Annotated in this window: 15 protein-coding genes; 10 read left to right on the top strand and 5 right to left on the bottom strand. The window is 39.3% G+C overall.

Features of this window, described 5'->3' with window-relative positions; all coding sequences use genetic code 11:
• Positions 1 to 47: 47 nt before the first annotated feature.
• Positions 48 to 941, top strand: a complete 894-nt coding sequence (locus NST66_RS24395) for a LysR family transcriptional regulator (RefSeq protein ID WP_033580433.1) — start codon at positions 48 to 50, stop codon at positions 939 to 941.
• 136 nt (positions 942 to 1,077) lie between these two features.
• Positions 1,078 to 1,509, top strand: coding sequence for a carboxymuconolactone decarboxylase family protein (locus NST66_RS24390; protein ID WP_033580434.1), 432 nt, complete (start codon positions 1,078 to 1,080; stop codon positions 1,507 to 1,509).
• 39 nt (positions 1,510 to 1,548) lie between these two features.
• Here the strand turns inward: NST66_RS24390 and NST66_RS24385 are convergent, their stop codons facing one another.
• Together NST66_RS24385 and NST66_RS24380 are read right to left on the bottom strand one after the other, a co-directional pair.
• Positions 1,549 to 2,751, bottom strand: coding sequence for an MFS transporter (locus NST66_RS24385; protein WP_033580435.1), 1,203 nt, complete (start codon positions 2,749 to 2,751; stop codon positions 1,549 to 1,551).
• Between the two features lie 129 nt (positions 2,752 to 2,880).
• The gene (locus NST66_RS24380) at positions 2,881 to 3,675 is read right to left on the bottom strand and encodes an SDR family oxidoreductase (RefSeq protein WP_028412075.1); all 795 of its coding nucleotides are present in this window, start codon (positions 3,673 to 3,675) and stop codon (positions 2,881 to 2,883) included.
• A gap of 170 nt (positions 3,676 to 3,845) precedes the next feature.
• Between NST66_RS24380 and NST66_RS24375 the strand changes: the two genes are divergently transcribed.
• Positions 3,846 to 4,430 (top strand): DUF502 domain-containing protein, encoded by a 585-nt coding sequence (locus tag NST66_RS24375; RefSeq protein WP_028412076.1) that lies wholly within the window; start codon positions 3,846 to 3,848, stop codon positions 4,428 to 4,430.
• Positions 4,431 to 4,451: 21 nt separating this feature from the next.
• Here NST66_RS24375 and NST66_RS24370 read toward each other — a convergent pair whose 3' ends face one another.
• Positions 4,452 to 5,324, bottom strand: a complete 873-nt coding sequence (locus tag NST66_RS24370) for a TetR/AcrR family transcriptional regulator (protein WP_028412077.1) — start codon at positions 5,322 to 5,324, stop codon at positions 4,452 to 4,454.
• Positions 5,325 to 5,592: 268 nt separating this feature from the next.
• On the opposite strand from NST66_RS24370, the gene NST66_RS24365 reads away from it, so the two are divergent.
• Together NST66_RS24365 and NST66_RS24360 are read left to right on the top strand one after the other, a co-directional pair.
• Positions 5,593 to 8,703, top strand: coding sequence for an efflux RND transporter permease subunit (locus NST66_RS24365; protein ID WP_028412078.1), 3,111 nt, complete (start codon positions 5,593 to 5,595; stop codon positions 8,701 to 8,703).
• Positions 8,704 to 8,739: 36 nt separating this feature from the next.
• Positions 8,740 to 8,877, top strand: a complete 138-nt coding sequence (locus NST66_RS24360) for a hypothetical protein (RefSeq protein WP_014457868.1) — start codon at positions 8,740 to 8,742, stop codon at positions 8,875 to 8,877.
• Positions 8,878 to 8,910: 33 nt separating this feature from the next.
• Here NST66_RS24360 and NST66_RS24355 read toward each other — a convergent pair whose 3' ends face one another.
• A complete protein-coding gene (locus tag NST66_RS24355) occupies positions 8,911 to 9,084 on the bottom strand; it encodes a YozQ family protein (RefSeq protein WP_080754494.1) in 174 nt (57 codons plus the stop codon).
• Between the two features lie 112 nt (positions 9,085 to 9,196).
• Positions 9,197 to 10,183, bottom strand: a complete 987-nt coding sequence (locus tag NST66_RS24350; RefSeq protein WP_028412079.1) for an ABC transporter substrate-binding protein — start codon at positions 10,181 to 10,183, stop codon at positions 9,197 to 9,199.
• Between the two features lie 177 nt (positions 10,184 to 10,360).
• On the opposite strand from NST66_RS24350, the gene NST66_RS24345 reads away from it, so the two are divergent.
• Genes NST66_RS24345 through NST66_RS24325 form a run of 5 tightly spaced genes read left to right on the top strand, consistent with a single transcriptional unit; the run spans position 10,361 to position 14,275 of the window.
• Positions 10,361 to 11,365 carry a FecCD family ABC transporter permease gene (locus NST66_RS24345; protein ID WP_028412080.1) on the top strand — a complete coding sequence of 335 codons (1,005 nt, stop codon included), beginning with the start codon at positions 10,361 to 10,363 and terminating at the stop codon, positions 11,363 to 11,365.
• The gene (locus NST66_RS24340) at positions 11,362 to 12,411 is read left to right on the top strand and encodes a FecCD family ABC transporter permease (RefSeq protein WP_028412081.1); all 1,050 of its coding nucleotides are present in this window, start codon (positions 11,362 to 11,364) and stop codon (positions 12,409 to 12,411) included. The genes NST66_RS24345 and NST66_RS24340 overlap by 4 nt, the downstream gene beginning before the upstream one ends.
• Positions 12,412 to 12,437: 26 nt before the next feature.
• A complete protein-coding gene (locus tag NST66_RS24335) occupies positions 12,438 to 13,265 on the top strand; it encodes an ABC transporter ATP-binding protein (protein WP_013059664.1) in 828 nt (275 codons plus the stop codon).
• Positions 13,255 to 14,025: an IucA/IucC family C-terminal-domain containing protein gene (locus NST66_RS24330; RefSeq protein ID WP_047749606.1), complete on the top strand. Its 771-nt coding sequence runs from the start codon at positions 13,255 to 13,257 to the stop codon at positions 14,023 to 14,025. The genes NST66_RS24335 and NST66_RS24330 overlap by 11 nt, the downstream gene beginning before the upstream one ends.
• Entirely contained in the window at positions 14,018 to 14,275 is a 258-nt protein-coding gene (locus tag NST66_RS24325) for a YusU family protein (RefSeq protein WP_028412083.1), read from the top strand. The genes NST66_RS24330 and NST66_RS24325 overlap by 8 nt, the downstream gene beginning before the upstream one ends.
• The last annotated feature ends 45 nt before the right edge of the window (positions 14,276 to 14,320 follow it).

Below are 14,320 nucleotides of genomic sequence, written 5' to 3'. Positions count from 1 at the left end.
AATAAATAAGATAAAATATATTCGCTTTATCTATAGGAGGAGCAGAGATGGATATTCGTCAGCTTAATTATTTTTTAGAAGTCGCTAAATTAAGGAGCTTTACTAAAGCATCTCAAAGTCTTCATATTTCACAGCCGACCTTGAGCAAAATGGTGAAAAACTTAGAAGAAGAATTGGAAGTAGAATTAATTGATCGGTCCGCAAGACAGATTGATTTAACGGATGCCGGGGAAGTTGTGTATGCGCAAGGACAAAAAGTTATGGCATCCATTGATGAGCTATCGACTTATCTATATGATGTGATGAATCTGAAAAAAGGCATGATTAAAATTGGAATTCCTCCATTGATTGGAGTCCTGTTCTTTCCAAAGATTATTAAAGGGTTTCAGCAGCTCTATCCAGATATCACAATTAAACTTATTGAATACGGAGCCAATCGTGTTCAAAAAGCAGTAGAAAAAGGAGAGTTAGACTTAGGTGTAGCGGTGCTTCCAGTAAATGAACATCTTTTTGATATTAATCCTTTTATCTCTGAAAAAATGCTTTTATATGTTCACCATTCTCATCCTTTGGCCTCTAAAACTCATGTGGAAATTAATGAACTAGCCCAAGAGAAATTTATTTTATTTAATGAAGATTTTACGCTTCACGACCGGCTTATTCAGGCGTGTCAACAAGCAGGATTTGAACCTAACGTAGCTTACGAGAGCTCTCAATGGGATTTTATTGGTGAAATGATTGCGGAAAACTTAGGTGTATCTATCTTTCCACAGTCCATTGCAGCAAAAGTGGATTCTGCTGTTGTAAAAGCAATTCCTATTACCAATCCTTCAATTTCATGGGATTTAGGATTGATTTTAAAAAAAGATAAATATATTTCATATGCCTCTAAACAATTCCTTCACTATATGAATGAACAGCATTCTGTTTTATATAGATAAAATGCATATGTTGTATTGAATATATGTATTTTACGAAAGAAAGAATGTGCGTTAAAGTAGATAGTGTAGAAAACATACACGAAAACAAACATTGATTCCGCGCGGTGTCAGTAAAAAATACGGAGGCTGATTTTACATGGCACAAAATAGTTATCAAAAAGGTTTAGATAAATTAATGGAATATACGTTAACGAGTAACGATGATATTTCGACTCATTTAAAAATTACGGAAGACTTAAAAGACCTAGCTCCTGACGTTGGGAAATATATTATTGAATTTGCCTATGGAGACATTTATTCACGACCAGGTTTAACGAATAAGCAGCGAGCTTTAGTTACCATTTCGTCATTGGTTACTCAGGGTACAGAGCCTCAGCTTGAGCTGCATTTAAACACAGGTTTAACAGCTGGACTAGAGCCGAATGAGATTGTGGAGAGCATCATTCAATTAATTCCATATACGGGTTTCCCTCGCGTGTTAAATGCTTTAAGCGTAGCCAAGAAAGTATTTGCTCAGCGTGACGTGGAAGTAGATACAGGCGAAAAAGAGCTAGTAGAAAATAAATAATAAGCAAAAAAAAAGACGCTCTAAAAGAGCGTCTTTTTTTTATGCGAGCTGCTTTTGTTTGGTTTCTTTTCCTAGAAAAACAACCGAACCAACACCGATTAAAATAGCTGCACAAAAGATGGAGAACGTAATCGTTAAAGACGCACCTTGGGTTGACATATACCCAACTAACAGCGGTCCTAAAATTCCTCCAATTCGTCCAAAAGAAGCTGCCATTCCAGCCCCTGTGCCTCGAATAGATGTCGGATATTGCTCAGGTGTATACGCGTATAAAGCTCCCCAAGCGCCTAAGTTGAAGAAAGACAACAGCATACCTGCTGTTAGTAGCAGCCAAAGTGACTCTGCATTTCCGAAGATATATGCGCTGGCAGCCGTACCTAACAGATATGTGACCAATACGAATTTTCGGCCCATGCGTTCAATAAACCAAGCAGCCGTATAATAGCCAGGCAGTTGAGCTAATGTCATAATCAATACATATTCAAAGCTTTTGATTAAGCTAAATCCTTTAATGACCATGACGCTAGGTAGCCATAAAAACATGCCGTAATATGAAAATACAACGCAAAACCACAGAACCCACAGCATAACGGTAGATTGACGATAAGGCTTAGACCACACGCTTCTTACATTGTCCGCAATAGACGGTTTCTTTTCCTTTGTCGCCTCTAAAAATTGAGGAGAATCTGGCAGTTTGATGCGCAAATAAATGGCATAAAATGCTGGTATAGCCGTTAGGATAAGAGCTAGCTGCCACCCGTAAGCTGGGATTACAAAGTAAGAAATAAGCGCTGCCAGTAGCCAGCCGAACGCCCAAAAACTTTCTAACAAGACGACCACTTTACCGCGTTTTTCCGGCGCCACGGTCTCAGACACAAGGGTAGAAGCAACAGGCAGCTCTCCTCCTAAACCCATTCCAATTAAAAATCGAAATACTAAAAAAGCAGCAAGGGTAGTAGTAAGAGCCGAAAGTCCGCTTGCCACTGAAAAAAGAACAAGAGTCACAATAAAAACGGTTTTTCGCCCAATTCGATCAGCCAGCAGCCCGAACACGAGAGCTCCAACGGCCATCCCGATCGAGTTAACGCTGCCTATCCAACTCATTTCAGTAGGGGAAAGTCCCCATTCAGCGTGAAGAGCTGCAATGATAAAAGACAAAATGCCAACATCCATTGCATCGAAGAGCCATCCTAGCCCTGCGATGCCAAGAAGCTGACGTTCTGATAATTGTTTTGTTTTCATGTCTTCCTCCTAGAAGCAAAGAATTTTGCTTTAAGTTTACACCTGTCTTGACATAATGTCACGTCTATTTTAAAGAAAAAATGCAAACGGAAAAGCTCTATACATTAAGGTATAGAGCTAATTGTATTCTCACATTTTATCGTAAAGCATTTTTCCAGGCCATGTATACGCCATATGACCGCCATCTACCGTAATGCAGTCACCCGTTACATATGAGCTGTCATCGGATGCTAAAAATAATACGGCACCGGCTACTTCTTCTGGTTTGCCTAAACGGCCCATGGGATCGACCCATTCATATGCTTTTCTGAATTTTTTTCCTTCTTCAGCGCCTGATAAATCATCAAGAAGAGGCGTTTCAATTGTTCCAGGAGCAATTGAGTTAACGCGAATACCTTCACGAGCGTAGTCAATTGCCATGGTTCTTGTTAAGTTGGTAATAGCACCTTTCGCCGCGTTATAGCCAGAACGGTCTAAGTCTGCTGCCAGTCCAGATACGGATGAATTATTAATAATCGACCCGCCATTTTCTAACATCAGCGGAATAACGTATTTGCTTACAAGAAATGTTCCACGTAAATCTACCGACATTAAGCGATCCCAAAGTTCTACAGGGTATTCGTGAAGCTTGCCGCCTTCTGTGTCTGTCCCCGCATTATTAAAAAGAATATCCACTTTTCCAAATTTCTTTTCAATTTCCGCTGTGAACTCTTTTACTTTTTCTTCTTCAGCTACATCGATATAGTAGGCGTATGCTTCGCCGCCAGCGTCTTTAATTTCTTTTGCTACTTTTTTTACCCCGTCCAAATTAATATCGGCACAAATAACAACCGCTCCTTCTTTCGCAAAGCGCTCAGCAGTTGCTTTTCCTATACCAGAGCTTGACCCTGTAATAACAGCAATTTTTGATTCTAAACGTCCCAATTGTATCCCTCCGAAAAAATAAATATATAAGTATGTATGTTCATGTACCCATCTATTATTTTGATAAAACGTCGCTAGTTTATACGTATGTGAATAGAAATAAAAAGACGCAGCAAAACAAATCCATTGTATAATGAACAGCAGTATGTCAGGAAAAATGAGGTGTTTGCATGAAAGCAATCATAAAAAGTTTTATCAATGGACTCTTAACGATTGTCCCTATTATCCTTGTTATTTATATTTTGGTAAGAGTATTTAATTTTTTAGACAGCATTTTAGGGAACGTATTGAAGCCCTATATGAAGCAGGATTATATACCTGGTATTGGAATCTTAGCAACGCTTGTCTTAATTACGTTCTTAGGGTGGTTATCTACCCGTTTTTTCGCTGGGAAAATTATTAACTTAATTGATCGATTGTTAGAAAAAATACCGCTTGTTAAAACGCTATATAGTGTCATTAAAGATACATTTCAATCTTTTCTTGGAGAGAAAAAGTCTTTTTCAAAAGTAGCTTTAGTGCCAATGCCCGGCACGTCAATGAAAGTCATAGGGTTTGTGACCTCTGAAGAAGTAGAAGAGGTTATTCACTCGTTAAAAGACCATGTCGCTGTCTATGTTCCACAAACTTTTCAAGTAGCCGGTTTTACTTTTTTGATTCCAAAAGAAGAAATTGAATGGTTAGATATTAAGCCGGAAGAAGCAATGAAGTTCGTGTTATCTGGGGGAGTATCTAGTTCAAAAGCAGAAAAATAACAGAAGGCTTGAAGCCTTCTGTTATTTTTGTTGGAGTAAAGCTGTTAAAAGATTAAGCGGTTCTTCCAACGGTTTAAGTTCCGTTAAATTTCCAACCATGCCTTTTACAATAGCAGCGGTAGGCTTATCTTTTTTTAGCTCCGTTTGTAAAATGTGAAAGCTGTCTGCGTGTTCATCAGAAATATGATCACTGGTGTCTAGCAGATGTTTAATTTCCTCAAGAGCTTGTTTTACCTGCTCATTTTTACTTAGAAAAGTCGTTCGTTCCTTTCCGTATATATCTTCACCAAAAGAAGCGGGAATAAGGGGACGAGGTTTTCTAGCTAATAAATCTTCTACTAATACATCAACTCGTTCCATTATGTACTGCGCGACTTCTTTAAAGGTAAGCTCGTATTGATTGAAGATAATAATTTCTAAAAAGGAATGATGAATACCTTCAATCATTTTCGTTAAATCGGAGATATAAGGAGTTACGTCTTCTCCGTATACGCTAACGAGGCTTTTGCGATGAAAGTAAAACGTTTCTCGCTGCATTTTATGAACAAAGGTCTCCACTTCTTTGTTAAATGGAATCGATTTTTCCCGGATTTGCATGATAATAAAATCTCTGTGCTCTGTAATAAATTCATAGAAATAGATGAGCTGATTCATATAGCGGCTGCGGGCATCGTTTACTTCCTCGTCGAGAGCATAAACAGAGCTAAAGAGCTTTTCATAGTAAAAGTTTAGAATTGATAATAAAAGTGCATCCTTAGATTTGAAGTGCAGGTAAAATGCACCTTTTGAAATGTTGCATTCATCTACAATTTCTTGCACAGAGGTAGCATTAAATCCTTTTTTTGCAAAAAGCTTAATCGAAGCTTCAATTATTCTTTTTTCTTTTTCTTTCAAGTATTCTACCTCCTTTATTGAACAATTTGACCATTCATTTCGTTAGATAATAGTATCATACACTAAAAAAGATAAAGGTATATATCAAAGTTAAGAACGGGAGTCAGTTCCTCTAAAAAAGATTTATCGTAAATATGTCTTTATTATGAACATATTAGGAGAGAGACTGCTTAGGGTTGACACTGACCGGTTAGTCATTTATATTTTAAGTTGTTGTGACCAATCAGTCAATTTTATTAGTATACATATATTTGAAGGAGGATATGCATTGGGGAAGTTTATTAAATTTTCATTGAAAAATAAATTTGCAGTATGGCTGTTAACACTCTTTGTCATTATTGCAGGGCTGTATTCAGGATTTAATATGAAGCTAGAGACCATTCCTGATATATCAACGCCTGTTGTAACAGTCAGTGCAACTTATCCGGGCGCCACTCCGGAACAAGTGGCAGACAAGGTGAGTAAGCCAATTGAACAAAAGCTTCAGGGACTGAGCGGCGTTGACACAGTTAGCTCGTCTTCTTATGAAAATATGGCTACCATTCAAGTTGAATATGGCTTTAGTAAAAATATGGAGAAGGCAGAAGACGAAGTCAGACGAGCTCTTTCAAACGTGGATCTGCCAGATGATGTAGAGGAACCAAATGTTTCAAGACAAAGCATCAGTGATTTTCCGATTATTTCATTAAGTGTTTCAGATGATAAAAAATCATTAGAAGACTTAACGAAGTATGTAAAAAATACCGTTGTTCCACAAGTTGAAAAAGTGCAAGGCATTTCTTCGGTCAGCGTGTCAGGAGAACAAGTTGAAGAAGCAGAACTTGTATTCAAACAAGACAAGCTCAAGCAGCTGGGACTCGATGAAGATACGGTGAAAAAGCTGATCCAAGCATCCGATGCAAAAGTGCCGGCTGGTACGTATACGATGGATGGATCTCAAAAATCTGTTGTGGTAGACGGAAAGATGACAACAGAAAAAGATTTGGAAAACTTAGAGATTCCAGCTGTGCCTAGTCAAGGAGCTGCTCAAGGTCAGCAACAAGGAATGAGCCAGCAGCAAACACAAGGAGCCGTGCAGCAGGCGCCGTCCGCAGCTTCGATTCCAACTGTGAAATTAAAAGAAATTGCGGATGTTAAAGTGACGGGGAAAGCAGAATCCATTTCTCGCACGAACGGAAAACCTTCAATTGCTGTACAAGTTGTCAAAGCGAAGGATGCGAACACAGTAAATGTTGTAAATGATATTAAAGAAAAAATGAATAGCCTAGAAAAGAAAAATAAAGACCTTCACGTTGACAATATTTTTGATCAAGGTAAACCGATTGAAGATTCTGTTCATACGATGCTAAATAAAGCTATTATCGGTGCGGTCTTTGCGGTTATTATTATTCTTTTATTTTTACGTGATATTCGTTCAACGATTATTGCCGTTATTTCAATTCCGCTTTCGCTATTAATCGCCATTTTGGCGCTCAAATCAATGGATATCTCTTTAAATATTATGACGCTTGGAGCGATGACTGTAGCCATCGGAAGGGTTGTAGATGATTCCATTGTCGTTATTGAAAATATTTACCGCCGCATGGCTTATCAGGAAGAAAAGCTTACAGGAAAAGATTTAATTGTCGCGGCGACGAAAGAAATGTTTGTTCCGATTTTTTCTTCTACAGTCGTAACCGTGGCCGTATTCTTACCGTTAGGTCTCGTAGAAGGACCGGTAGGAGAGCTATTCTTACCGTTTGCGTTAACGGTTGTTTTTGCACTGTTAGCATCACTGCTAGTAGCGGTAACACTCGTGCCAATGCTTGCTCATTCGTTATTTAAAACAAATGTAAAAGTCAAAGAAGAAAAGCCAAGCAAACTAGCGCACGGATATAAGCGAATTTTGAACTGGACGCTAAACCATAAGCTTATTTCCTTTGGGTTAGCCGTACTACTGTTAGTAGGAAGTTTATTTTTAGTTCCTTCTATTGGGGTTAGCTTTTTATCATCCGATCAAGAAAAAACGCTGACGCTTACGTATACACCGAAAGCCGGACAGTCTCAAAGCGACGTGGAAAAAGCAGCGAATCGCGCAGAAGCGTACTTGATGAAGCGAGATGGTGTCAAAACGGTTCAGTATTCGTTCGGTGAAGGTAACTCTTTTAATCCGGGAAGCAAAAATAATGTTTTAACATTTGTGCAATATGACGAGGATACACAAAACTTTGATAAAGAGCAGGATAAAGTATTAAAAGCTCTTAATAAACAAGCGAATCAAGGTGAATGGGGCTCCATGAATACGGCGTCTAGCGGCAGCAATAATTCATTAAACGTCCTTATTTACGGAGATAGCTTAGACGAAATCAAACCTTATGCTGACAAAGTTCAGCGCGTTTTAGAAAAGCATAAAGAACTGAAAAATGTCGATTCTACGCTTTCAGATACGTTTGATGAATATACGCTAGTACCGAACCAAAAGAAAGCCGCTGAACTCGGCTTGTCTGCTAGTCAAATCGGAATGCAGATTTCCAACCTTGGACAGCGTGAAGTATTAACAACTATCCAAAAAGACGGAAACGAAATTAACGTATACCTTCCAAAAGAAAAAGAGGATTTCTCTACTTTTGCCGAACTTTCAAGCACAAAAGTGACCTCTCAAACTGGACAGGAAGTTACATTAAATGAAGTTGTCGATATTAAAAAAGGTAAAACGTCGAATACGGTAACGCGCCGTGATAATAAAATTTATGCAGAGGTAAGTGCCGATATTAAGAGTGACGATGTAGGCGGCGTTTCTTCTAACGTCCAAAAAGAAGTGAAGAAAATTGATTTGCCAAGTGATATGGACATTAACTTTGGCGGAGCATCAGAGCAAATTAATGACTCATTTAGTCAATTAGGAATTGCCATGCTCGCAGCCATTGGTATCGTGTACTTCGTACTTGTACTGACATTTGGTGGAGGTTTAGCGCCATTTGCTATCTTATTCTCACTTCCATTTACACTCATTGGTGCGCTAGTGGCACTTTTAATCTCTGGGGAAACGATTAGTATTTCTTCGATGATTGGAGCTCTTATGTTGATTGGAATTGTGGTAACCAATGCGATTGTTCTGATTGACCGCGTGATTCATAAAGAGCAAGAGGGTCTTTCAACGCGTGAAGCTTTACTAGAAGCTGGAATGACACGTCTTCGCCCGATCTTAATGACAGCTATTGCAACGATTGGTGCACTGCTTCCATTAGCTTTTGGATTTGAAGGTGGAGGCCTTATCTCAAAAGGGCTAGGGGTTACCGTGATTGGAGGACTAACAAGTTCTACGCTGCTTACGCTCATTATCGTTCCAATTGTCTATGAGTTTTTTATGAAGTTTAAGCGCAAAAAAGTAAAAGAGTAGAAGCAAGACAAATTTCCGCTTTTGAGGTGAATAGCGATGAAGTCAATTGATAAACTAATGAAACAGCTGATTCAACAAGGAATTAAAGCAAAGAAAGTGACGATTGATAAATCAAAGCGCCAGCAGTGGATGTCCATGTCATTGCCTAAAACGGCATGGCAGCATTCAAAATAAAAAAGAGCTGACTTAGAGTCAGCTCTTTTTTTATTAACGATCTGTATCTTCAAATGATCCTTCTTGATAGGCGTCGCTTATTTGCTCATGTGTTTCTGCTAGACCTTGTGAGAGTGCATCTTGTCGGTTATAATCTTCTGTTTCGAACTGACGGTCAGCCATTTCATTTGTATCTGGCTGCTTTTTAGGCTGTTTTTTTGAATTCATTTTCACCACTCCTATTTAATAAAGTGAGACCACGGTTAGTGTGCGATGAAAGGAAATACATTATACATGAAAGAAAGAGCTTCGATTCGTCGAAGCTCTTTCTTTCATATTATTATTGTTTTTTATCTAAGAAGATTTTTTCAATATCATCAAGGACGATATTAGCTGCTAACACACCGCCTGCTGTATTCCAAGTAGCATCATCTACTTTATGAACATGATTTTCTTGAGCCACTTTTAGCTTTTTAAAGAGAGGATCGTTTATCCATTCTTTTTCAAGCTTTGTTGCTTCACCGTCTCCCGTTTCATAAGAGAAGTAAAATAGCTGATCGCCGTCCATTGCCGGAATGCGTTCTTTTGTTGCATTCATTTCAGCAAAATCATCCTTGTCTTGAGACTCAGGGCGAGCAAATCCAAGCTGATCTAAAATAACACCTGAGAATGAATCTTTATGATAGATACGAACGTCTCCAGCTGTAAAACGTACAACTGAGATTTTTTGTTTTAACTGATCTCCAAGGCGTTTCTTTAAATCTGCTACGCGATTGTCATAGTCAGCTAATACTTCTTTACCTTTTTCTTCTTTGTTTACAGCTTTTGCATATAGCTTAAAGTTTGATTTCCAATCTCCGCGCAGCTCCTCAGAGAATACAGTCGGAGCAATTTGACTAAGCTGATCGTATACTTTTTCTTGTCGCATTTTATTTCCGATAATCAAGTCAGGCTTTAAAGCAGCGATTGCTTCTAAGCTTGGCTCGCTTTCTGTACCCACACTTTTAACGCCTTTCATCTGACCTTTAATATGGTCATACCACGGATTTCCTAACCATGATTGAACAGCGCCCACAGGCTTTACACCCATTGCAAGAAGAGCTTCAGTACCTTCGTTCGTTAAAACAACCACTCGTTTAGGCGTTCCTTTAATATCGGTTTTATCCATTGCGTGTTTTACTGTGTAAGTTTCGCCAGAACCCTCAGTTTTTTCTTTTTTATCGCTGTCAGCGCCGTTTGAATTACCGCAGGCTGCCAGCACAAGCAGTGTCATAATGGTAAGAATGGACAACAAATATGACAACTTGCCTTTAGAATATGTATTCACATCTTTTCCCCCTCGTAAGTGATAATGATTTTCATTAACAATTAAGATAATATTCTAACTTTTAAGCGGTGTCAATTAAAAATTGAAAATGATTCTCAAAATCATTGACACTTTTTTCAATGTTTCCTAAACTAAAGGTTAGATATATAGGAATCATCTTAGAGGAGAGCAATGAAAATGATGCTACGCAGTGTTCAAATGAAAGTAATGGGGCTCATCATTGGAATCATGCTGCTTTTAATCTGTATTGGATTAAGTATCGTACTCGGATACACAGATACAAGTATCAAAACAGCATTTGAAGCTTTTCAAGCGTTTAACGGTTCGAATGAGCACATAGTTATTCAAAATATTCGATTGCCGCGCGCTATAATCGGTGCTGTGGTAGGTATTTGTTTAGGAATTGCAGGAGCAATGATGCAGGCGTTAACGAAAAACCCACTTGCTTCACCGGATATTATCGGTGTGAACGCTGGGGCCAGCTTTTTTATTGTTGTTGCAGTGATGATTTTTTCGGTCAATTCACTTCAAGCTTTTACATGGATTGCATTTGTAGGAGCGGCACTAACCGTAGTGGTTGTCTATTTTCTTGGGTCCATTGGAAAAGAAGGGCTAACGCCTATCAAACTGACGCTCGCAGGAGCGGCTATTGCAGCCTTTTTCTCTTCTTTAACACAAGGACTGCTAGCTGTGGATGAATCTTCGCTTGATCAAGTCCTCTTTTGGCTGGCAGGGTCTGTGCAAGGACGCAAGGTTGAAATGTTGTATGGCATACTGCCTTATGTAGTGCCAGCAATTATTGTTACTTTTTTTATCGCTTCAAAAATTAATATTTTAACGATTGGTGAAGACGTAGCCAAAGGATTAGGTCAAAGAACAGCTCTTGTCAAAATTATAAGCGGCATCATTATTGCGATTTTAGCGGGGGGAGCCGTTGCAGTAGCCGGTCCCATTAGCTTTGTAGGAATCATTGTTCCTCACGTTGTAAGAGCAATCGTAGGACAAGATTATCGCTGGGTATTTCCTTATAGTGCGGTTGTCGGCGGGATTTTAATTTTATTAGCTGATGTTGGCGCAAGGTACGTCATTATGCCTCAAGAAATCCCTGTTGGAGTCATGACTGCTGTTATTGGTACACCTTTCTTTATCTATATGGCAAGGAAAGGGGCGAAGACGTCATGAAAACATACTTATCTCTTCGCTTAAAGAGAATTTCATTTTTAGTTAATATAAAAGCTGCTCTAATCATTACCGGATTTTCAGCTGTCCTTGTTGCACTCTTTTTGTTAAGTGCAGGTACGGGTGACTTATTTATTAATCCCTTTCGTGTAATTAAAATTTTAGCGGGTCATGGGTTGGAGTTTGAACGATTAGTTGTTACATCTTTTAGACTGCCGCGTATTATTGTTGCCATTTGTGCTGGTATTTGTCTAGCTATTGCGGGCGCTATCTTGCAGGGGCTTGTGAGAAACCCGCTTGCTTCACCAGACTTAATTGGATTAACAGGAGGAGCGTCAGTTGGTGTAGTGTTATTTTTGACACTATTTAGTGATAAAAGCAACTCGTTAACCGTAAGTATTAATTGGATGCCTGTTAGCGCATTTTTAGGTGCCGTGGCAGTGGCGCTTTTACTTTATGTGTTTGCCTGGAAAAATGGTGTCTCTCCTATTACACTAGTATTAATAGGAATTGGATTAACAGCGTTAACGAAAGCTATGACCACGCTGTTTATGATTATGGGTCCTATCTACCGCGCTAGCCAGGCAAATATTTGGATTACCGGAACGGTGTATGGTTCAAATTGGGCCAGTGTTTCCGTACTAGTTCCAGTTACTGCAGGGCTGGTTATAATTACGATTTTAATGATTCGAAATTTAAATGTTCAAGAATTAGGTGAAGAAATTGCGACTAACGTTGGAAGTCGCGTTCAAAAAAATCGATTGGCACTATTGCTGATGAGCACAGCTTTAACCGGGAGCGCCGTTGCATTTGCCGGTGGAATTAGCTTTGTAGGGTTACTTGCTCCACATATTGCCCGAAAGCTTGTAGGTTCGTCATTCGGCGCTTTAATACCGCTATCGGCACTAATCGGAGCGATTTTAATCACAGCAGCAGATTTAATTGGCCGAACATTCTTCTTGCCAATCGAAGTGCCAGCAGGTGTATTTACAGCTGCAATTGGCGCACCATACTTCATTTATTTACTATACAAACAAAGAAACGTATAGCATTCTTTGTAGAAGGAGCGATTCGCATGCATTCGTTAGAAACAAAGTCGCTAACATTATCATATGGAGAAGCGATGATTATAGATGAGCTTGACGTTACCATCCCAAAGGGTGAGATTACGGTTTTTATCGGCAGTAATGGATGCGGAAAATCTACGCTGCTGCGTTCACTGGCAAGGTTATTGAAGCCACATGCAGGCTCTATTTTACTAGAAGGTTCTAAAATTTCTTCTCTTCCTACCAAGGAAATTGCAAAGCAGCTAGCAATCCTTCCTCAAGGTCCTGTTGCACCTGAAGGTCTGACTGTGCTGCAGCTTGTTAAACAAGGGCGCTATCCGTATCAAAATTGGTTCCGCCAGTGGTCTCAAGAGGATGAAGAAAAAGTGCAAAATGCACTGGAAGCAACAGGCTTAGCAGACTTGGCAGATCGTCAAGTTGATTCGCTTTCTGGGGGACAGCGTCAGCGCGCATGGATTGCCATGACACTAGCGCAAGATACAGATATTATTTTACTTGATGAACCGACAACATATTTAGATATGACGCATCAAATTGAGATCTTGGACTTGTTGTTTGAACTGAATGAAAAAGAAAATCGTACCATCGTAATGGTGCTGCATGATTTAAACTTAGCTTGCCGCTATGCTCATCATATTGTGGCGCTTCAAGATAAAAAAATCTATGCACAGGGAAGACCAGAAGAAGTCATTAACTGCGATTTAGTACAGCGAGTCTTTAATATGAACTGTGAAGTGACGGTTGATCCGTTATTTGGAACGCCTCTTTGTATTCCTCATGGGCGCGGACGATGTATTGTGAATAAGCTGCGAGTTGAAACGCAGCATGCTCAGTAGGAATGAGCAAAGCGAGTTAGCAGAAAAATTCCGCTGTACGTTTAAAGATAACTCGCTGTACAGGTTTTCTCCTGCCAGCTGCATGGATGAAAGTAAGGTGAAGGTGCAGCTATTATGGATTCAAGAGACGATGGAGGCCGCTAGTTTGAGAGCAGCTGCTTCAATGTTAGCAAAGCGGTATAGTTTTGTTGTGGTTGCGGCTTTGTATTCATTTATTGTGTTTCAAAAAAAGATAAATGTATCGACTAAAAATGTATCTTTGCATACCGAACAAGTTGAAACGATGTGGCTTCCAAAAGTGTTTATCTCAGAAATTGAGACGACAGAAGTAACAGAGGATAATCGCGAAATTCTTCTTGATGAACTTCTTGATGAATTGTTTGCTCATCAAATTGAGCCGATGTGGTCAGTACTGCGTAAAGTGACAAAAATCTCAAAGCTGACGCTGTGGGAAAACGTAGCTGTTTATATTCACTGGCTTTATGATTTGCTTTTAGCAAACGAAGAAATAGACAATGTGAAAGTGCAAAAGAATTTACGATACGTGTTAGAAGAAGCTGAGGGACGTCACTTTGGTTCATATCATAACAATCCGCTTGCTCGGTACAGTTCACCTCCTCAATATATAGAGAAACAAAAGCAGGAGATAAGAGTACGAAAAACGTGCTGTTTGTCCTACCAAACAGGAGCCAAAGAGACTTATTGTCGAACGTGTCCGGTTATTTGTAAACCAAAGAAAGGAGTGACTGCGCATGAGTAAAACCTTTCAAGAGCAATTCGACGGTTTGATTGAAAAGTATACGGAACTAATGGTTGGAGAAAGTGATGAACAGCTGCAGGAAAAAGTGAAAATGTGGGCACTTTACAACCATATCTCAAAATCTATGCCGCCTTTAACAAAGCATTGGAATCAATTATATCCAGACGCAAAAGCGGAAATGATTGAAATTGTGAAGGAAATAAAAGAGCTGAATGAAGCGCATCGAGCGTCACAGCGAAAACCAGAATAAAAACATTCATCACGAAGCTGATGAATGTTTTTTTATCAAAAAAGC

It is taken from the genome of Priestia sp. FSL W8-0524 (assembly GCF_038005965.1).
Lineage (GTDB): Bacteria > Bacillota > Bacilli > Bacillales > Bacillaceae_H > Priestia > Priestia zanthoxyli.
The sequence above is the reverse complement of the archived record's forward strand: the minus strand, read 5'-3'. Positions and strand labels throughout refer to the sequence as shown.